Consider the following 20,906-nt stretch of genomic DNA (forward strand, 5'->3'; position numbering starts at 1 on the left):
AGGCCGCTCTACGGTCGCAGCGCACCTACACCCAGTTTCTCGGCCATGGCCGGCCCCAGCGAGGCCGCGAAGCTGCCGGTCAGATGCTGGTTGTCGCGAAACACCACCAGGCCGTCGCGTTCCGCGGAGCACACATTGCCCGGGCATATCCGGGAATCCATGTCCAACATGCCGACATTGGCGAAGCGGTTCGCCGCCTCGCCCAGCCACCGGTACACCTGATCCGCGCGAGCATCGTCCATCGGGGCACTGCAGGCATGCTGCAAACCCAGCCACGCCGGACGCCCTGCATGTTCCGCCAGGCAGTCCGGCCCGTCGAACGGCAGGCTGGGCGTGTCGCGCAGCAGCCAGATGCGGCCCACCGCCGGATGGAGCACGTCCAGGACCTTCGTCGTGCCGGTTATCCATTGTTCTTTCGAGAAGCCGCTCGTATCCGTCGATCCGAGCAGCACCACATCGGGCTTGATCCCGGCGATCTGCGCCAGGGCATGTGCACGCCATGTCGTGCACACGGTGTATTGCTTGCCAATGCGCGCATAGAAGAATGGCCCGTCCACCATCGGACAGGACGACTTGGTAAGCACCAGCAAGCGCCAGCCCGGCCGATCGAACACCTTGGCGACGGCTGGGAACCACTGGCCGGCGTGGCTGTCGCCCAGCAGCACTGCCGTATGCACGGCGTCAGCTGGACCGAAGGCACAGATGCGTACCCGGTCACTCTGGTACCAATCGTCGCATCCCATGCCATAGATCACCGGCGCATCGCCGTGCGCCATGGCATAACGCTGCATGCCGGGCGACTTCGCCCGCTCGTCGGCGCGATTGTTCCAGCGCACGCACAGGCTGTTGGCCACCAGCATCAGCGCCAGCGCCGCGAAGATCGCCATGCGCGGACGCGCCAGCCATTCCTGCCGGTTGCGGACGGGTGCCTCGATGCAGCGGCAGGAAGCGTAGGCAAGCAGCAGCGACAGCAGCACCCACGCAGCGCGGTACGACGATGCGTCAGAGCCCGTGATCGCATGGCCGAGCAGCAGGATCGGCCAGTGCCACAGGTACCACGAATAAGAAACGCCGCCGATCCACTGCAAGGGCCGCCACGACAACAACCGCGATACCCCGGCCGGTTCCACGGCCAGGCATCCCGCGGCGACGACACCCGCGGCGCCCAGCGTGGGCAGCAAGGCATAGCCACCGGGATATGGAATGTCCGCACTGAACCACACCGCTGCCAATGCGATCATGGCCAGCCCAGTCCATCCGGCAACCTGCAACATCCCGGCGCAGCGACTCTTGCACGGCGCGGCACCGGCCGCACCGGGCACCTTGAAATACAACCAGACCAGCGCGCCAGCGGCGAACTGCCAGGCGCGCATGGGCATCATGTAGAACGCCAGCTGCGGCGCCTTGTAGGTCAGCCACACGCATGCCGCGAGGCTGGCGGTCGCGACGACGAACATGCCGGCCTTCAACCGGGCCACGCCACGCGCGCCATCGCGACCCAGCAACCACACCAGCAGCATCGGCCAGACCAGGTAGAACTGCTCCTCCACGCCCAGCGACCACGTGTGCAGGAACAGGTTCGTCTCGGTCCCCGCCGAAAAATAATCCAGTCGGGCGAATGCGAAATGAATGTTGCTCAACCACAACGCCGCCATCGCTGCCGCGGACGACTGTCCGCGCTGTTCCGCCGGCGCCAGCACCAGCGAGGCCAGCACGCCGACGACCAGCAGCATCGCCAGCAGTGCCGGCAAGAGGCGGCGCAGCCGGCGCACGTAGAACTCCGTGAAGGAGAGCCGCCCGGCGGCAGATGCCTCCTTCACCAGCAGCCCGGTGATGAGGAACCCGGACAGCACGAAGAACACGTCCACGCCGACAAAGCCACCGCGCAACCAGGGCACGCCGGCATGCACGGCGACCACCAGCAGGATGGCCACGGCACGCAGTCCCTCGAGATCGGCACGGTAACCCAGCCGGTAATCGTGCCCCTTCATCGCTCAGCGCCCCTGTTTCATCACGAATGCAAACCCGGCGGATGGTACAGGCTGGCACGGATCCACGCCTCACGGCGTTGCCGCGTCACGGCTTGCGCGGCATCATGCCTGCATGAACCCGACGGCACCTGCCGCTAGCGCATCCACCAGCACCTCGATGGTGGTCAACTGCGTCGCCTATCGCAGCACCGGGCGACGCATCGGCGACGTGGACATCGATGCGATCAGCGAGGTACTCGAGGAACCCGACACCTTCGTGTGGGTGGGACTGCACGAACCGGACGAGACGTTGCTGCTGAAGCTGCAGGAGGAGTTCAACCTGCACGACCTCGCCATCGAGGATGCGCAGGCCGCGCACCAGCGCACCAAGATCGAGGCCTACGGCGACTCGCTGTTCATCGTGGTGCAGACCGCCCAGCTCACCGGCGGCCACATCGCGTTCGGCGAGACGCACATCTTCCTCGGCCCGCGCTACCTGATCACCGTGCGCCACGGCGCCTCGCTGTCCTACGCGCCGGCCCGCCGCAGTTGCGAACACATCCCGGAACTGCTGGCGCTGGGGCCGAGCTACGGCCTGTACAGCGTGCTGGACTTCATCGTGGACAACCTGCTGCCGATCGTGCGCGATTTCCGCGAAGAGCTGCAGGAGCTGGAGCAGGACATCTTCGCCGAGAGCTTCAACCGCGACACCGTGCGCCGGCTGTACGACATGCAGCGCGACCTGATGACGCTGCGCCTTGCCGTGTCGCCGCTGCAGGACGTGATCAGCCAACTCGTGCGCCTGCATCCGCAGCTCATCCCCGACGAACTTCGCGTGTACTTCCGCGACGTACACGATCATGTGACGCGGGTGAATGACTCCATCAATGCGATGCGCGAGATGCTTTCCGCGGCAATCAGCGTGAACCTCTCGCTGGTCACCTTCGGCCAGAACGAGGTGATGAAGAAGCTCGCCGGCTGGGCCGCGATGCTCGCCGCGCCCACCCTCGTCACCAGCTGGTACGGCATGAACTTCCAGCACATGCCCGAACTCGACAAGCCCTGGAGCTACCCGCTCATCATCGGCGTGGTGGCCTGCCTGGTGGGCGGCATCTACATCGGCCTGAAGCGGGCGAAATGGCTGTAATGCTCCGGTAGGGGCGCACCCCGTGCGCGATGGCTCTTGCTTCGATCAAGCACCGGAGCCATCGCGCACAGGGTGCGCTCCTACCGGCACAGCTTCATTGCCTGGATTCAGCCGTCCACTGCTTCAGCCACGCGTTCACCGTGTCGTGCCACAGCACGCTGTTGTGCGGCTTCAATACCCAGTGGTTCTCGTCCGGGAAGGTGAGGAACTCGCTGGGGATGCCACGGCGTTGCATCGCGGTGAACGCGCCCAGGCCCTGGGTGATCGGGATGCGGAAGTCGTCGCCGCTGTGCACCACCAGCATCGGCACGCGCCAGTCCCTGACGTGGTCGAGCGGGTTGAACTTCTCGTAGTTGGCCGGCACCTCGAACTGCGGGCCGCCGTTCTCGTGCTCCTCGAACCACAGTTCCTCGGTGGCGTAGTACATCATGCGCGCGTCGAACACGCCGTCGTGGTCGACCAGGCACTTCCACGGCTGGTTCCACACGCCGGCGATCCAGTAGGTCATGTAGCCGCCGTAACTCGCGCCCAGCGCGCAGGCACGATTGCCGTCGAGGAAGCCGTACTTGTCCAGCGCGGCCTGCCAACCGAGCTTCAGGTCCTGCAGCGGCTTGCCGCCCCAGTCGCCTGAAATGGAGTCCGTGAACTTCTGGCCATAGCCGGTGGAACCGTGGAAGTTGATGGTGACCACCGCGAAGCCCTGCCCCGCATAGGTCTGCGGATTCCAGCGGTAGCTCCAGCTGTTGGTCATCGCGCCCTGCGGGCCGCCGTGGATGATGAAGGCCACCGGATACTTCCTGCCCGGCTGGTAGTCCGCCGGCTTCACCACGTAGCCCTGCACGGTTTCGTCGTTCCAGCCCTTGAAGGTGAAGAACTCGAAGTCGCCCTCGTGCGCGTTCGCGAGCATCGCGGCGTTGTAACGGGTGACCTGCCTGAGGCCCTTGCCGTCGGCGTCCACGGTATAGAGGTCGGTGGGGCGCTTCAGGTCGTTGCGCGCCAGCAACAGGCGCGAACCGGCCAGCGAATAGCCGTCCACCTCGCCGTCGCCCACCACCTGGCGCACCTTGCCGCTGGCCGCGTCCACCGCGAACAGCGGATGCTGGCCGTTGTCGTCGGCGGTGACGTACAGCGTCCTGCCATCGGCGGAAATGCCCATGCCGCCCGGCGAGCGGTCCCACTGCGGATCGACCTCGTGCGTCGCGCCCGTGGCCAGGTCCAGCGCCATGATGCCGAAGCGGTCCGCCTCGAAGGCCGGCACCTTCATCGCGAGGTAGTACAGCGTCCTGCCGTCCGGCGAGGGCACCGGATAGGCATCCCAGGCCTTGTTCGCGGCAGTGAGGTTCACCGGCGCCGCGGAACCGTCGGCCGGCACCTTGTAGATATCGAAGTTGGTGGACCACGGTTCGCTGTTGCCGGCGATGCGCACGTCGAAGTACACCGTCCTGCCGTCGGGCGAGAACGCGAACTCGCTGTCGTCGCCGAAAGGCTTGCTGGGGATGTCGCCGTCGATGCCGCGCGAAAGCAGGGTCGGTTCCGCCGGCAGCTGGCCCTTTGCATCGAAGCGGCCGAGGTAGAGCTGGTTGCGCGTGCCGTCGGCCCAGGTATCCCAATGTCGCACGAACAGCTTCTTGTAGATCGTGCCGCTGGCCTTGTCCGCCGCGCGCCGGTCCTGCATCTGCCTGGTGCAGGCCAGCGTGCCGCAATCGGTGAACACCGCGTAGGAAAGCAGCACGCTCTTGCCGTCCGGCGCCAGCTTGTATGCCTGCACGTCCAGCACGCCGTGGCTCACCTGCACTGGCGCCTCGTGCCCGGCGAGATCCAGGCCATCCTTGCCCGCCGTGAAATCCAGGCGCCACAGTTGCGCCACGCCGGCGGCCGATGCCACGTAGTAAAGGCTCTTGCCATCCGCCGACCAGCGCGGCGAGGAGGCGCCCTTGTCCAGCACCGTCACCGGCTTGCCGTCGTGCGACAGGTCCAGCACCGCGAGGGCGTTGACGCCCTTGTTCGCCGCGTAATCCGTGCTGCGCACGCCAAACGCCGCATAGCGTCCGTCCGCCGACAATTGCGGGTCGCTCACCCGCTGCATCATCACCAGGTCGCGCACGTTGAACGGATGCGGCGCGTGATCCACGGTGATCGCGGTATCCACCGGCGCCACGGTATCGGTATCCGCCGCCAGCACGGGCGAAGTCGCCAGCGCCAGCAGCAGCGCGGCGGTCAAGGTGTTTTTCATGATGGCTCCCCAGGATGGTTGGCAGACCGGAAGGTTAGTGGATTGGACCGGCAAGGCAAGCAAGCGTGCCCCCTATAATGCCAAGGACGACGCCTTGCCCGATCCTTTGGAAGCCTGAGCCACGACGCCCTTCATCCGTGGCGTGGGCATCAAGTTCTCCCGGAGATGGCCGCGCTGGCCACTCGCCAGGCGTCCGGGGATGTCGACATCACGGGGACTGTCGCAAGTGTTGAAGGGGACGGCATGCAGTTTCAGGGTCAGGCTTCACTTCCATCGCCCACGCAAGGAAAAGCGGTCCGGCGCTACGGATTGATTGCCGGCTGGCTGCTGCTTGGCCTCCTGTGGATGCAAGCCTTGCTGCGCGCGCGCAGCCAGTCGACGCTGATCGTCGACGAGGCGGTCCATGTCTGGCAGGTGTCGCGATTCATGCAAGGCCAGCTGCATTCCGTCACCCAGGACTTGACCAACATCCCGGGCTACCACCTGCTGGTGGCTGGCCTGATGTGGCTATCGGGCAGCCATTCATTGGCCGGGATGAGGACGATCGACGTGTGTTTCGGCCTACTCGGCGGCCTCTTCTTTTATCTGGCGCGACTTGCGCAGTACCAGGCGCATCAGGGACGGGCGGTCGCCCAGTTCCTGTTCTTTCCGCTTCTCTACCCCTACGTCTTCCTGGTCTACACCGACGTGTTGTCGGTGGCCCTGGTGCTTGCCGCGCTCGCGGCGACCTTGCGCCACCGACACGTACTGGCCGCACTGGCACTGGTTGCCGCAATGATGGTGCGGCAAAACAACGTGGTGTGGGCCGCCTTCCTTGCCGCGTATGCGCTGTGGCCCATCCTGGCCAAGGCGCATTGGAGGCCGATGCGGGTCATGCAGGACCTGGGACAAGCCATCTGGCCTTATCTCGTCGTGATGGCACTCTTCCTGGCGTACTGGGCCTGGAACGGCACCATTGTCTTCGAAAGCGTGCAAGCCAGGACGCATCCTGACGCAAGCTTCCACCTGGGGAACCCATTCTTCCTCCTGTGCATGGCAGGCGTGTTCCTGCCGTTGCAATTGCTGGGTGGCCTGCGGCGGTTTCTGGCGCTGGCGCGTGCCGACTCCCGCTGGCTGCTGCTCCCTCTGGCGACGATCGCCTGCTACACGCTCTGCTTCACGGTCAGTAGTCGCCTGAATTTCATAGGCATACCGTACTTCCTGCACAACGACCTGCTTGTCTTGGTCACGCAGGAGAAATGGGCGTCGTGCCTCTTCGGACTGGTCGCGACCATCGCCGCCTGCGGCCTGGCGGGGACGCGCTTTGCCTCTCCCCAGGGCTTCCTGCTGTATCCCGTCGCGTGCTTCTATCTTGCCGCATCGACCCTGATCGAAGTTCGCTATGCGCTTGTACCCATGGCCTTGTGGCTCGCATTGCGCCAGCAGGAAAGTGACGGCGCCGAACGCGCCACCCTCGCCATCTGGGTGGCAGTCGCCCAATACTTCGCGCTTGGCGTCCTCGATTTGCGCTTCATGCCCTGATCGTCGGCAACACCATCACATGCCTATCTCCCCTCGATCCCCCTGGAATGGCGCGCATGGTCGAAATGGCGAGAGCAGCACATGAAGAAAGACGACCGTTCCACCAAACCAACCGCCATGGAAGCAAGATGCCCAGCAACAAATTGACCTGGATTGCCGCGACCGCCGTGATTCTCGTCGTGGCCATCGTCTACTGGCCCGTCTTGCATGCCCAGTTCATCTGGGACGACCTGATCGACTTCCAGCAACACGCATGGCTGAGCCAGGGCGACGAATGGAAGCACTACGTCCTGCGCGGCTTCAACTACTGGACGAACTATTTCCGGCCGCTGGTGGTCGGGCTCTTCACCCTGCAGGTGCGCCTGTTCGATACCGCCCCCGGCCCCATGCATGCTGTATCCTTGGCATTGCACCTGGTCGACACGCTGCTGGTGGGCATCCTGTCATGGCGACTGATGCCGCGGACCGATGCACGCGGGCCAGCGTGGCTGCCGGCCTGCGTCATGCTTTTCTACGGCCTGCACCCGGTGCTGGTCGAGTCCGTGGCATGGATAGGCTGCCAGTTCGACCAGGTCGTCACCTTGCTGACCCTGTGCGGGCTGCTTGTCTGCACCACACACATGCGACGCGCGCTGCGTGCGGCCATTCTTGCTGTGCTGTTCTTCCTGGCGGCATGCTCCAAGGAGTCGGCGATCGCGTTCCCACTGGTCGTGGTCGTCCTCGATTGGCTGCTGGCATTCGGCGATCGCCAGGCCGGCGACGACAACCTGCCCACGAGCGATGCCGTGCGCCTGCTGCTCAAGCGGCAGTGGCCAACATATGCGGCGATGCTCGCAGCCGGCATCGCCTATCTGGGCTTCCGCCACTGGGCCCTTGGCCAGACCACCAACCCTTTCTCCGGCCACACCGCTTCCGTGTTCGCCAGGCTGCAGGAAGTCTGCTTCCTGTACCTGCACTATTGGCGAACCGTGTTCTGGCCGATGTCGGGCATGGGCCCGATCCATCCTGTCGACGCGTCGATGTTCGGCGCGGCATCGGCGGCGGCGCTGCTGACCGATGCGGCCGCGATCTGCATCGTCGCGTTTGGCCTCCATTCCACCCTGCGCAAGGCCTCGGTGCTTGGCGCGATCATCATGATCGTGACCGTGACCTTGTTGCCCGTGCTGCACATCGCCTCGACGAACTTCGACAGCAGCCTCTATCACGAACGCTATGTCATGACGGGACTGGCGGTCGCCTTCGCCCTGCTGCCCAGGCTGCTGATGCAAAAGCCCGCCCCCGTGCGCCTGCCGCGACTTGGGCGCCCGCTGCTTGTCGCGGTTGGGGCCTTCTGGCTGCTCGTCGCCGTGTTCAACATACGGACCACGCTTCCGTTGTGGGCGAACAACATCAACCTGTGGCGCTGGGCCGCGGCCACGTACCCGACATCCATCGGCGCCAAGAGCAACCTGCTGAGCGCCTATATCGACGCCAACGATTATGCGGACGGCAACGCACTGGTCGACCAGCTGCAATCCGGGCACGTGTCCTGCGACTATTGCATGTTGAATGCGGCGACCCTCGCCCTTGCCGAACACGCGCCGGAGCGTGCCGCCAAGGCGCTTGAAGTCGTGAAAAACATCCCAGGGCTCGCGACCAACAAAGAATTGCTCCAGATTTATCTCGTCCTGACAGGTCAGATGCTGATTCAACAGGGCCACTTCAATGACGCGGAAATGGTTCTCAGATCTGCGGTCAATCTGGATCCGATCGAACCCCTAGCGCGGGTTTGGCTTGCTGTGGCACTCGCACAACAAGGAAAAAAAGACCAGGCCATCGCGGAAGGGACAGTCGCCAAGCAGCTGCTTGCTCCAAGTGACCGTCGTGGGGCACAGACGATACTCGCCCATGTGTTGCAGGAAGAGACCGACTCCACAGGCTCGCCGCCGCCTGCAAAATGAACCACCACGCTGAGCCGTGACTGATCGATACATCGTCAACCTCACCTTGTGCAAGCATCGATCTTTGTCGGCATGCACACCTGCACGCACCACGCACAACCAACCATCACGAGCCACATGATGTACAGCAACAAACTGACCTGGGTCGTCGCATCGGCAGTCATCCTCGTGGTGGCCCTCGTCTATTGGCCCGTCGTGCATGCCAACTTCGTCTGGATCGACTGGACCGATTTCCACGACCGCAACTGGCTGCGCGAAGGTGACTACTGGAAGCACTTCATCTTCCGTGACTTCAATGGCTGGACGAATTATTTCCGTCCGCTGGTGGTCGGGTTCTTCACCCTGCAGGTCCGGCTGTTCAACACCATGCCGGGGCCGATGCACGCCGTCTCGCTGTGCCTGCACCTGGCCAATACCCTGCTGGTGGGCGTACTTGCCTGGCGCCATGCAGATGCATGGACAAGCAGGCCGAAGCGGCTATGCCTGCTCGGCGTCGTCATGCTGCTTTATGGCTTGCACCCCGTCCTGATCGAACCGGTCGCCTGGATCGGATGCCAGTTCGAGTTGCTGGTGACGATGTTCACCCTGCTGAGCCTGCTGGCCAGCCTCAGTATCCGGAACAGCCTCGCTCGGGCCGCGGTACTTGCCTTGCTGTTCTTCCTTGCCGCATGCACCAAGGAATCGGCGGTATCGCTGCCCCTGATCGTGGTCGCCTTCGACTGGCTCCATCTGCCTCCGAGAAGCGGGACGACACCGCGCGCATCGATCCGCCACCTGTTGAACCGCAACTGGCCGACCTATGCCGCCATCCTCCTGGCCGGCATCGCCTATCTGGTGCTGCGGCACTGGGCGCTTGGCAGTATCGTCAATCCGTTCCCGCCCACCACATCCTCCGCATTCGCGCGCCTGCAGGAAGTCTGTTTCCTCTACCTGCACTACTGGCGGACCCTGGCGTGGCCGATGTCCGGCATGAATCCAATCCATCTGGTCGACACCGCCCGGTTCAACGCCGCCAACCTCCCCTCCGTACTGACCGACCTGGCCTCCACCGGCATGATCCTGGCAGGCCTCATCCTCGCGCTGCGACGCCGTTCCGCACTTGGCGTCATGGTGCTCGCCGTGACGGCCGCGCTGCTACCGGTGCTGCACGTCGCCTCGATGGACTTCGATCCCAGCCTTTACCACGAGCGCTACGCGATGACCGCACTGGCCATCGCCTGTATCCTGCTTCCGCGCATTCGGCCACACCTGCCCGATGGCGGCGGCGCCAGGAAACTTGCCGCGCAGCTGCTGGGCGTGGTCCTGCTGTTCTGGCTGGCCTTCGCCGTCGCCAACATCCGCGCCACCCTGCCCCTTTGGGCGAACAACATGAACCTCTGGCGCTGGGTCCTCGTGGAGAACCCGAGATCCGTTGACGCGATGAACAACCTGCTCAGCGCCTACATCGACGCCAGGGACTACCCGCAGGCACGCACCTTGATTGATCGCGTGCAATCCCAGCAGCTGGATTGCGTCAACTGCATGCTGAACGCCGCCATCCTGGCCATAGCGGAGCAGGACCCGGCGCGGGCATCAGCTGCGCTGGAAATCGTGCGGCATTCCAGGAAGCTGACTTACGACAAGGACCTGTATCACCTGTACCTGCTTGCCACGGGCCGTGTACTTATCATGCAAGGCCAGCTGGACGACGCCGTGCAAGTGCTTCGCGTCGCAAAAGTTATGGCCCCATACGATCCGCAGCCACAACTGTGGTTGGCCATGGCGCTGGCATTGCAGGGAAAGCAGGCCGAGGCTCTTGCCGAGGGCCAGCCTGCGATAGCCGCATCGGCATTGACGCCAGAGGAGCGAACCCGGCTGAGCGCGATGCTTGATGCTGCCGTCGCCTCGGGCCTTAAATCGGCACGAAGGCCGGCCCAGGCTCCGGCAAAGCGATGAGATGGCACACTGGTGTCCGGAATCTTCGATGTCCCGGTTCGCGGACTCCAGTCACCGCCGGCTTTCGCCTCGATCAACGAAGCCTGGCGACTTGAATTCGCGTAGATCCGCACGGGTGAATCCCTCTCCCCTCGGACGCGGGGAGGGGCCAAGGATGGCCCTGCTTTGAGGAGCGAGGAAGAGGGTGCCGACAGGCGAGAGAGGGTTCGGGCGGCGCGGAATGTCGAGGCTAGTCCGAACCCTCACCCCCAGCCCCTCTCCCGGAGGGAGAGGGGAGAAGACCACTGGCGAAATATCCTGGACAGCTAGCGTGAGATGACAGGAAAGACTGCAGCACGTTCGACCGCGTCATTTCGATATCCCTTCAGACGGAGCCACCCCGTGTCACGCTGGAAAGCCGCAGCAACCCATCTGGCAATCAGTCTCGCCCTCGGCACGGTCACCGGCGCCGTCCTGTATTTCCTGTGGTTCCCCCAACCCTATTTCATCGCCGCAGGCGCCAGCCGGCTGATGCTGGTGCTGATGGGGGTGGACGTCTGCATCGGCCCATTGCTGACCTTGCTCGCGGCCAACCCGCGCAAGCCAAAAAGGCTGCTCAAGCTGGATCTCGCCATCATCGCCACGCTGCAGGCCCTGGCATTCGGCTATGGCATCCATGCCATTGCGACCACACGCCCTGTCTTTGTCGTCGCCGAATCGGACCGCTTCATCCTGGTGTCCGCCGACGAAATCAGCGATGCCGACCTGGCACAGGCCAGGCAACCGGCCTTCCGTTCACTCTCGTGGACCGGCCCGTTGCTGGTGGGCGCCATTCCACCGAGTGGAAACGAGGCAGGCACGCTTGCATTGCACGTAATCGAGGGGGGCAAGGACATCGACCGGCTGCCCCGATACTACGTACCTTACGATCACGTCACCGGAAGATTCATGCGCCACGCCAGGACCCTGGGCCAGCTCGACAAGGCCACGGCGGATCAGCGCCGACGGCTCGAAAGGCTTCAGGCGAAAATCGGGGCGGATCCGCTGCTGGCGCTCCCGCTGCAACGCGGCGACAAGGATTTCACGGTCATCCTGTCGCCACGAACAAAAAAGCCCCTGGAGGTTCTGGCGCTCAACTCCTGGTAGCCGATGCAATCGCACAGCATGCGGGCGACCGCCATGGCTCCGTGACCCGCATCGCACTTTCGAGTATGGCCGGCCTTCCCAGCCCTTGGCAACAGGAGCATGCAGCCCTGGCCCCAACGCTTGGTACGGAACGTGCCTGTCCCGGGAATCCACAGGGGGATCCACACCATGCCGCACCAGCACCGTTCCGCCGGTTTCACCTTGATCGAGTTGATGATCGTCGTGGCCATCATTGCCATCCTCGCCGCGATCGCCATTCCCGCCTACCAGGACTACCTGATACGTGCCCAGGTCAGCGAAGGCATCACCCTGGCAGATGGCGCCAAGGCCTCCGTGTGGGACTTCTTCTCCACGACGGGGCGGTTCCCGCCGGACAACCAGTCCGCCGGCCTGCCCGTGAGTGCGTCGATCAGCGGCAAGTACGTGGGCGGAGTCAGCATCAGCAATGGCCTGATCACCGCCACGCTCGACGGCCCCTCGGCGAACACCAAGATCGCTGGCGATACCGTCATGCTGTCGCCCAGCGACGGTGGCGGCTCCATCAACTGGACCTGCGCCCCCACATCGCAGCCAGCCACCATGGTGCCTGCCAAGTACCTGCCCACGGTCTGCCGCAAGTAGGCCAGGTGGTGCGCCAATTCGGCCAGGCAGCCTGACCGCCAACGTCACTTCCTGCCCTTGAATGGCGAGTCGCAAGATCTCCCACCCGGCGCCATCACCACCCGAGATCGCAGCCCGTGGCAGACCTTGTGGACTTTCGTGATCGTCGGCACAATCACTGAACCCATGTTCATGCGGCAATAGACCTGCAGAAGACGTGGCATGCAAGCTGCTTGAATCTGCCATGAGCTTCCTGGTCGTCATCGACTGCCAGCGTGGATCCGATCCTGCCTAGGGGGAATCGGGGTGGGGGCTCAGGGGGCATCGCACGGTTAGCTAACCAAACAGAGGAACCACCATGAAGAACATGCAGAAAGGCTTCACCCTGATCGAACTGATGATCGTCGTGGCGATCATCGCCATCCTCGCCGCCATCGCCATCCCGGCCTACCAGGACTACCTGATCCGTTCGCAGGTGTCCGAGGGCGCCGTGCTCAGTGATGGCGCCAAGACTGCCGTGTCCGAGTTCTTTGCAAACCATGGCAATTTCCCGACAAACAATCAGTCGGCGGGCCTGCCGACGGCAGGTTCTATCAGCGGCAAGTACGTGGGCTCGATCACCGTCGCGAGCGGCGTGATCACCGCAGACATGGATGGCCCGAGCGTGAACACCAAAGTGTCCGGGGAAACCTTCGTGCTGTCCCCGATCGACAACGGCGGTTCCACGAACTGGACCTGCCAGAGCTCGGCTCATGCACCGACGGTTCCTGCCAAGTACCTGCCGTCGTCCTGCCACAGCTAAGCTCCATCGCTATACTCTCCGGAAGGGCCGCCTCGTGCGGCCCTTCCTTTTTCGGGGTGCACCTGCCGCATGCAAAGAATTCGGGCCTCCCTGCCATTTCTGGCATTCGCACTGCTGGCGGTGCTGGCTTGGCTCGCCTACCTGCCCGGCCTGCACGGCAACTTCCTGTTCGACGATTTCGCGAACCTGCCCACCCTCGGCACCCAGGGCCGCATCGACAACTGGCCCGCGTTCTGGCGATACATCACGGCGGGCAAGAACGATCCGCTCGGCCGCCCCCTGACCCTGCTGACCTTCCTGCTCGACGCCCGCGACTGGCCGGCCGATCCCTACCCGTTCAAGCGCACCAACCTGATCCTGCACCTGTTGAACGGCGCACTGCTGTACGCCTTGCTGGCCAAACTGGGGCAAGGCCTGAAGGTTGCTGCCAGGCCGGCCAGGATCGCAGCCCTGTTCGGTTGCGCGATGTGGCTGCTGCACCCGCTGCTGGTCTCGACCACCCTGTACATCGTGCAGCGCGAGGCCATGCTGTCGGCCACCTGCGTCATGGCCGGGCTGCTGTTCTGGATGCACGGCCGGGCACTGCTGGCGACCGGCAATCAACGGCGCGGTCTGTGCGTCGCCATCCTCGGACTCGGCGGCTTCACCTTGCTTGCCGCATTGGCCAAGGCCAACGGGATATTGCTGCCCTTCTACGCCTTGCTGATCGAAACCATCGTGCTGGCGCCACGATGGCCATTGCCTGCACTGACGACACGACGCGCCTACCGCGTCGTCCTGTGGGTGTTTGCCTTCATCCCATGCATCGCAATCCTCGGCTATCTGGTACGGAGTGGATGGCAGGGCATGCTTGCCGGCGGCCCGATTGGTGTCCGCACCTGGAGCATGGGGCAGCGCCTGCTGACCGAACCGCGCGTGCTGTTCGACTACCTGCAATTGCTGTGGATGCCCCGCCCCTTCTCCAGTGGGCTGTTCAACGACCAATACCTTGCCTCGACCTCACTGCTGCACCCGGCCACGACGCTGCCGGCCATGCTGGGCGTATTCCTGCTTGCCGGCCTGGCTTGGCGGTTCCGTCGACGCCATCCGGCCCTGGCACTGGCCATACTGTTCTATTTCGCCGGCCAATTGCTCGAATCCACTTCCGTCGCGCTGGAGCTCTACTTCGAGCATCGCAATTACACCCCGGCGCTGCTGATGTTCTGGCCGCTAGGGCTCTGGTTGTCGGCGGGCGACAACCTGAAACTGGTCAGGCGCAGCTTGATGACACTGCTGCCCCTCGCACTGGCTTGGATGACCCATGCGCGCGCCGAGTTGTGGGGCAACGTGCAGACGCAGGCGATCCTGTGGGCGCGGATCAACCCCGAATCGCCACGCGCCCAGGCTAATGCCGCGGACATCGAGATGCAGACCGGACATCTCCCGGACGCATCACGCCGACTGCAGGCATTGCTGGCCGCACAGCCAGCCCAGGCACAGCTCGCCTTCAACCTGATCAACGTGCATTGCCGGATGGGCAGGCTGGCTCCGGGCGATGACAAGGCCCTGGTCGGGGCCATGCGGCATACATCCGTCGTGGGCCCACTGCTGATCAGATGGTTCGGGCAGGTCCTGCCTCTTGCCGTGTCGGGACAGTGCCCCGGATTGACCGTCGCCGTGCTGGAACAGGTGCTCGATGCCGGCCAGAACAACACGCACCTGTCCGCCCCTGGCACGCAGCAGGACCTGCTTTACCTGCGCGGCCTTGTCGCGCTCGCCATGCAGCAACCCACCGAGGCAACCAGCGATTTCGTGCATGGGCTGGATCTGCAGCCAAAGCCCGAGATGGCATTGCAGGGCGCCGCCGCGCTGGGAGCCGCCGGCTATCCCGCGGAAGGCCTTCGCCTGCTGGACCACTACCAGCAGATGCCGCATGAAGCGCCGGCCGCGCCCGGCATGCCGGCACTGCACGAATGGGTGCTTGCCCGCCAGAATTACTGGCCGCACGAGATCGCCTACCTGCGCCTGCAGCTGGAAGCCGACGCAGAGGCAAAGGGCATCGCTCCCGCGCATCCAGCCACCCATCAGGACACCTCACATTGATGCGCCTGCTTCCCAACCGCTGGCAATCGGGCAGGGCTTTCCTTGCCGCTGCGTTCGTCATCACGATCCTGGTGTACTGGCCTGGCCTGCATGGCGGCTGGTTGTTCGACGATTTCCCCAACATCGTGGACAACCAGGGCGTACAGCCGCACGACGCCAGCCTGTCGTCGCTGGTGGGCGCGGCGCTCTCCTCGCCATCCAGCGAGTTCAAGCGTCCGCTGTCCTCGCTGAGCTTCGCCGCGAATTACCTGGCCGGCGGACTGGATCCCTTCGGCTGGAAACTGGCCAATCTCGTCATCCATCTCCTGAACGGTGCACTGGTGTTCCTGCTGGCGCGGATGCTGTTGGCGAGGTCCCGAGCCTTGCTGCGAACGGAAGAGACCGACGCGACACAAGCAGACGTGGTTGCCGCACTGATCGCCGGCGGCTGGATGCTGTTGCCGATCAACCTCACCGGCGTGCTGTACGTGGTGCAGCGCATGGAAAGCCTGGCGAACCTGTTCGTGATGCTGGGCCTGATCGGCTACGTTGCCGGGCGCCAGCGCATGCTCGGCGATGCAACCATCCAGCAGCCACCTGCCAGCAAGTCGAAGGCAGGCTGGGGCAGCTTCTGCCTGTGCACCACCAGTATCGTCCTTGCCACCGCCGTTGGCGTGCTCGCCAAGGAAACCGCGGTGATGCTGCCGCTCTATGCACTGCTGATCGAATGGGCGCTGTTCCGTTTCTCCTCGCGCGACGGCCGATGCGACTGGCGCGTACCCGCGCTGTTCACCGTGGTCCTGGCACTGCCGCTGATCGCTGGCATGGCATGGCTGGCCCCGCAGGTCGTCAACCCGGGATATTGGTCGACCCGTGACTTCACGCTAGGCACCCGCCTGCTCAGCGAGGCACGCATCGTGGTGGACTACGTGGCCTGGACGTTGTGCCCGACATCACGGGCCCTGTCGTTCTACCACGACAACTTCGTCGTCTCGACCGGGCTGTTCGCACCCTGGACGACGCTTGCCAGCATTGCCATCCTGGCCGGACTGGTCGCGCTCGCGGCATGGCTGCGCCCACGCCGACCGCTGGTTGCGCTCGGCATCGCACTGTTCCTCGGCTGCCAATTGCTCACCGGTACCGTCCTGCCGCTGGAACTGGTCTACGAGCATCGCAACTACTTCGCCAGCTTCGGCCTGCTGCTGGCCGTGGTGCCGCTGCTCGCCGTACCCATGGCGCATTTCATGGCGCTGCCACGCCGCGTCCTGCTGGGCGGCCTGCTGCTGCTGTGGACGGGGCAGACCGCGATCACGGCCGTGTCCTGGGGCAACCCCTTGCTGCTGGCAGAAACCCTGGTCGAGCGCGCCCCCGACTCCCCGCGCGCCCAGTACGAACTGGGACGCCTCTACATCATCTATTCGAACTACAGCCCGACCTCGCCATTCACCAGGCTGGCCTATGCGCCACTGGAGCACGCCGCCGCCCTGCCCGACTCGTCGATCCTGCCCCAGCAGGCGCTGATCTTCCTGAACTCGCGCATGCACCTGCCCATCAAGGATGCATGGTGGGACAGCATGATCGCCAAGCTCAAGGCGCGCCGCCCCGGGGTGCAGGACGAAAGCTCGTTGGGCGCATTGACGCAATGCATCCGTCATGGCGAATGCGACCTGCCGGCGTCGCGCATGGTCGAGGCATACCTCGCCGCGTTGTCGCACCCCGATCCCAGCGCACGCCTGCTGGCCATGTACGGCGACTACGCGTGGAACGTGCTCGACGACCATGCCTTGGGTGAACGCATGCTTGCCGGGGCCGTGGAGGCTGCCCCTAACGAGCCGGCCTACCACATCACTTTGGCGCGCATGCTACTGGCGCAGAACCGCCCCTCAGAGGCAGAAAGACAAGTTCAAGCGCTAGAAATACTTAACGTCGGTGGCAGATTGAATCGTGACATCGCCAATCTACAGTCCACGGTCCCTGCAAGTACAACCCACTGAGGAACTGATGAACCGCATTGTCGATCGCATATGGCTATGCGTTCGACATATACCCTAAAACTGGAAAGATAGGGCACTTGGTGGATTACACTTTACCTAGCATCAATAACAAATTGAGCAACCAGCCCCCTCCCCATACAACACTTACCACCTCATTGAACCGCACAAGACAAAGACATTCTTGATGAAGCGCGCACTGATCACTGGAATCACTGGGCAGGATGGAGCTTATCTGGCTGAATTTCTCTTGGCCAAGGGCTACGAGGTGCATGGCATCAAGCGCCGCGCATCCTCGTTTAACACCGAGCGTATCGACCACCTCTACCAAGACCCACATACACCGGATCGGAAACTGGTATTGCACTATGGCGACCTAACCGACTCGACCAATCTGATCCGCATCGTCCAACAAGTACGCCCTGACGAAATCTACAACCTGGGCGCTCAAAGCCATGTACAAGTCTCGTTCGAAACCCCCGAATATACGGCCAACGCCGATGCCTTGGGCACGTTACGTCTGCTGGAAGCCATTCGCATCCTCGGTTTAGAAAAATGCACGCGCTTCTATCAGGCATCGACATCGGAACTCTACGGCCTGGTCGCCGAAACGCCACAAACCGAGCGCACGCCATTCCATCCACGTTCCCCCTATGGTGTAGCAAAACTCTATGCCTACTGGATTGCGGTCAACTACCGCGAGGCCTACGGCATGTACGCCTGCAACGGTATTCTCTTCAATCACGAATCGCCCATACGAGGCGAAACCTTCGTAACTCGCAAGATCACCCGTGGGCTAACCCGCATTCACCTCGGGCTGCAGGATTGCTTGTACTTGGGCAATCTCGACGCCCGCCGCGACTGGGGGCATGCTCGTGATTACATCGAAGCACAGTGGCTGATGCTGCAACAACCGCAGGCCGAGGACTATGTGATTGCCACCGGCGAGCAACACACCGTACGTAATTTCGTCGACTGCGCAGCACACGAACTGGGCATGCGCCTTGAATGGAATGGCAATGGTACCGACGAACAAGCTGTCGTCGCCTATGCACCTGCCGATTCCGCAGTGAAAATCGGTCAACGCATCGTCGCCATCGATCCACGCTATCACCGCCCAGCCGAAGTCGATACGCTTCTGGGTGATCCGCAGAAGGCGCGCGAAAAGCTGGGCTGGGTGGCCCGAACCAGTTTCGACGACCTCGTGCGCGAAATGATGGCATCGGATCTTTCAATTGCACGCCGAGATGCCTTGATCGAACGATCTGGATTTCGGATCACGCAACACCACGAGTGAATCCGATGGACACTTTATCCAGGATCTATGTTGCCGGCCATCGAGGTATGGTGGGTTCGGCAATTGTCAGAAGGCTGCAAGCCGAAGGCTTTGACTCCCTTGTTCTACGAACAAGACAAGAGCTCGACCTAACAGACCAGCTCGCGGTGGAAGCATTTTTCGCCACCGAGCGCCCCGAGTACGTTTTCCTTGCTGCCGCAAAGGTAGGTGGTATCCACGCCAATAACACCTATCCCGCCGAGTTTCTACGCGACAACCTCGCAATTCAGACCCATGTGATCCATAGCGCATGGAAGCACGGCGCCAAAAAGTTGCTGTTCTTGGGCTCTTCTTGCATCTACCCCCGCGACTGCCCTCAGCCAATCAAAGAGGGATATCTGTTGACAGGGCCACTGGAACCCACCAATGAGTGGTACGCGGTCGCCAAAATCGCCGGCCTAAGGATGTGCCAAGCCTACCGTCGGCAGTACGGTTTTGATGCCATCTGCGCAATGCCCACCAACCTCTATGGCCCCGGCGATAACTACCATCCGGAAAATTCGCATGTTGTACCAGCCTTGCTTCGCCGTATTCACGAGGCCAAGCTCGCCGATGCCCCAGAGGTCATGATTTGGGGAACAGGTGCACCACTAAGGGAGCTCATGCATGCGAACGACCTTGCAGACGCTTTGCTGTTCCTAATGCGCAACTATAGCGATGAGGGCATCGTCAATATCGGTTCGGGGCAAGAAATCAGCATTGCGGAGCTGGCTCTGCTGATCGCTAAGATTGTTGGTTACCGCGGAACCCTTCGATTCGACCCATCGAAGCCGGATGGTACGCCGCGTAAACTATTGGACACATCTCACCTTAAAGGATTGGGCTGGCAATCACGGATTCCCCTGGATCACGGATTGCGTCGCATATACGAGGCTTATACGGTATCCAGGCAATGACGCTACGTTCCCATCATAGGGCATTGCTGTCTCAAACATGGCTCGGTTCTCGTGGACGGCTGATTGTCCTCACAGGCGGCTGGTCATTAGTTGCCAAAGCTGCTGCTGCAGCAAACCTATTCCTCAGTGTCCCCTTTGTATTGCATGCCTTGGGACCATCCGAGTTTGGCGCGTGGGCGACATTAGTTTCTCTCGTGACGTTCGCGGGATTTCTCGACTTCGGCTTTGGTAACGGTACTATGAATCTCGTCGCTGCGGCACATGGCCGTGGGAACGTGAATGAAGTTGCCGCCGTAGTGCACGAAGGGCGCAGAACGCTGGTTTGGATTGCGCTAGGCCTTGCTGTACTGGTTACTCTTACAGCGCCGTGGGTACCTTGGCATTGGTTACTCGGCCTGCCAGCAGCGTCGGCCAACGCGTGCCGCTTGGCGGCATGCGCCGTATTGTTTGCGATTGTCCTTGCGGTACCTTTGAACCTAGCGACTCGTGTGCAATTGGGTTTGGGTCGCGGCGATCGCGCCTTTCGCTGGCAGGCTGCGGGGCAGCTCATTACCCTTGTTTTTGTAATCACTCTGGCGCGTACAAATGCTTCCCTTCCTGAACTGACTGCCGCTTCAGTCTTCACTCCATTGCTAGCATCCCTTGCTAACACAGTAACATTACTTTGCGCCCCCGACTTTGCTCGACCATCGACAAGGCACCCAGAAATTGCTCGCCGCATCCGCCGCGAAGGAACGCTGTTTTTTGTACTCCAACTCGCCGCCGCCTTAGCCTACTCAGCCGACCTCCCTCTGATTTCAGCCATATCCGGACCGACTGATGCTGGCACCTATTCAATCGTGCAACGCCTTTATTCGATTGTTCCACTGGGATTGGGCTTGATCTGGGCCCCACTTTGGCCTATTTATCGCCAGGCGCTGGCATCTCGCAACCATGGCTGGGTACTCCGCACCCTGCGACGCTCACTGGTTTTCGCTTGCACTATTGCAATCGGAGTCGTGCTTGTCTTGAGCTTTGGCTTTAATCGCATCATTGCTCTCTGGGTGCATCGACCGCTTAATGTCAACGGAGCGTTGCTACTTGGCTTCGCGGCTTGGACCATTATCGACGCAATTGGCACTGCCATCGCGACGTTCTTCAATGCAGCAAGCATTATGCGTTACCAGATTATCGTCGCCAGCTTGTTTGCCATAACCTGCTTAGTCGCGAAAACTTGGGTAGTAAGCCACTTCGGCATAACTCTCATGCCGTGGGCAACCGTGATAACGTACATCACCATTAGTCTCATCCCGACGCTATTGCTTGGGCGAAAACTTGTGGATGCAGCACTGACCAAGAACTATTGAATT

The 20,906-nt window shown here is 62.6% G+C and carries 14 protein-coding genes; 12 read left to right on the top strand and 2 right to left on the bottom strand.

Annotated features, from left to right (window positions below; all coding sequences use genetic code 11):
* Positions 1 to 8 precede the first annotated feature (8 nt).
* Complete coding sequence (locus tag IHE47_RS09725; RefSeq protein WP_192105696.1) at positions 9 to 1,991, bottom strand: acyltransferase family protein; 1,983 nt, start codon at positions 1,989 to 1,991, stop codon at positions 9 to 11.
* Positions 1,992 to 2,103: 112 nt separating this feature from the next.
* Between IHE47_RS09725 and IHE47_RS09730 the strand changes: the two genes are divergently transcribed.
* Positions 2,104 to 3,117 (top strand): magnesium and cobalt transport protein CorA, encoded by a 1,014-nt coding sequence (locus tag IHE47_RS09730; RefSeq protein ID WP_192105697.1) that lies wholly within the window; start codon positions 2,104 to 2,106, stop codon positions 3,115 to 3,117.
* Between the two features lie 94 nt (positions 3,118 to 3,211).
* Here the strand turns inward: IHE47_RS09730 and IHE47_RS09735 are convergent, their stop codons facing one another.
* The gene (locus IHE47_RS09735) at positions 3,212 to 5,350 is read right to left on the bottom strand and encodes a S9 family peptidase (protein ID WP_192105698.1); all 2,139 of its coding nucleotides are present in this window, start codon (positions 5,348 to 5,350) and stop codon (positions 3,212 to 3,214) included.
* A gap of 165 nt (positions 5,351 to 5,515) precedes the next feature.
* Here IHE47_RS09735 and IHE47_RS09740 point away from each other — a divergent pair, with 165 nt between their 5' ends.
* The 11 genes from IHE47_RS09740 (at position 5,516) to IHE47_RS09790 (ending at position 20,903) form a co-directional block, all read left to right on the top strand.
* Positions 5,516 to 6,871 (top strand): hypothetical protein, encoded by a 1,356-nt coding sequence (locus IHE47_RS09740; protein ID WP_192105699.1) that lies wholly within the window; start codon positions 5,516 to 5,518, stop codon positions 6,869 to 6,871.
* A 128-nt stretch (positions 6,872 to 6,999) separates the two neighbouring features.
* Positions 7,000 to 8,811, top strand: a complete 1,812-nt coding sequence (locus tag IHE47_RS09745; RefSeq protein ID WP_192105700.1) for a tetratricopeptide repeat protein — start codon at positions 7,000 to 7,002, stop codon at positions 8,809 to 8,811.
* A 120-nt stretch (positions 8,812 to 8,931) separates the two neighbouring features.
* On the top strand, positions 8,932 to 10,746 hold the full coding sequence (locus tag IHE47_RS09750) for a tetratricopeptide repeat protein (RefSeq protein WP_192105701.1): 1,815 nt from the start codon (positions 8,932 to 8,934) through the stop codon (positions 10,744 to 10,746).
* Between the two features lie 381 nt (positions 10,747 to 11,127).
* Complete coding sequence (tfpZ, locus tag IHE47_RS09755; protein WP_192105702.1) at positions 11,128 to 11,871, top strand: TfpX/TfpZ family type IV pilin accessory protein; 744 nt, start codon at positions 11,128 to 11,130, stop codon at positions 11,869 to 11,871.
* A gap of 168 nt (positions 11,872 to 12,039) precedes the next feature.
* Entirely contained in the window at positions 12,040 to 12,492 is a 453-nt protein-coding gene (locus IHE47_RS09760; protein WP_192105703.1) for a pilin, read from the top strand.
* 337 nt (positions 12,493 to 12,829) lie between these two features.
* The gene (locus IHE47_RS09765; protein ID WP_192105704.1) at positions 12,830 to 13,273 is read left to right on the top strand and encodes a pilin; all 444 of its coding nucleotides are present in this window, start codon (positions 12,830 to 12,832) and stop codon (positions 13,271 to 13,273) included.
* A gap of 69 nt (positions 13,274 to 13,342) precedes the next feature.
* Positions 13,343 to 15,355 carry a tetratricopeptide repeat protein gene (locus IHE47_RS09770; RefSeq protein ID WP_192105705.1) on the top strand — a complete coding sequence of 671 codons (2,013 nt, stop codon included), beginning with the start codon at positions 13,343 to 13,345 and terminating at the stop codon, positions 15,353 to 15,355.
* Positions 15,355 to 17,328 (top strand): hypothetical protein, encoded by a 1,974-nt coding sequence (locus IHE47_RS09775; RefSeq protein WP_192105706.1) that lies wholly within the window; start codon positions 15,355 to 15,357, stop codon positions 17,326 to 17,328. Before IHE47_RS09770 ends, IHE47_RS09775 begins: the two co-directional genes overlap by 1 nt.
* A 184-nt stretch (positions 17,329 to 17,512) precedes the next feature.
* Complete coding sequence (gene gmd / locus IHE47_RS09780; protein ID WP_192105707.1) at positions 17,513 to 18,622, top strand: GDP-mannose 4,6-dehydratase; 1,110 nt, start codon at positions 17,513 to 17,515, stop codon at positions 18,620 to 18,622.
* A 5-nt stretch (positions 18,623 to 18,627) separates the two neighbouring features.
* Positions 18,628 to 19,557: a GDP-L-fucose synthase gene (locus IHE47_RS09785; protein WP_192105708.1), complete on the top strand. Its 930-nt coding sequence runs from the start codon at positions 18,628 to 18,630 to the stop codon at positions 19,555 to 19,557.
* Entirely contained in the window at positions 19,554 to 20,903 is a 1,350-nt protein-coding gene (locus IHE47_RS09790; RefSeq protein WP_192105709.1) for a hypothetical protein, read from the top strand. Before IHE47_RS09785 ends, IHE47_RS09790 begins: the two co-directional genes overlap by 4 nt.
* Positions 20,904 to 20,906 lie beyond the last annotated feature (3 nt).

It is taken from the genome of Rhodanobacter sp. DHB23, from assembly GCF_014842975.1.
In the GTDB taxonomy this organism is placed as follows: Bacteria; Pseudomonadota; Gammaproteobacteria; order Xanthomonadales; family Rhodanobacteraceae; genus Rhodanobacter_A.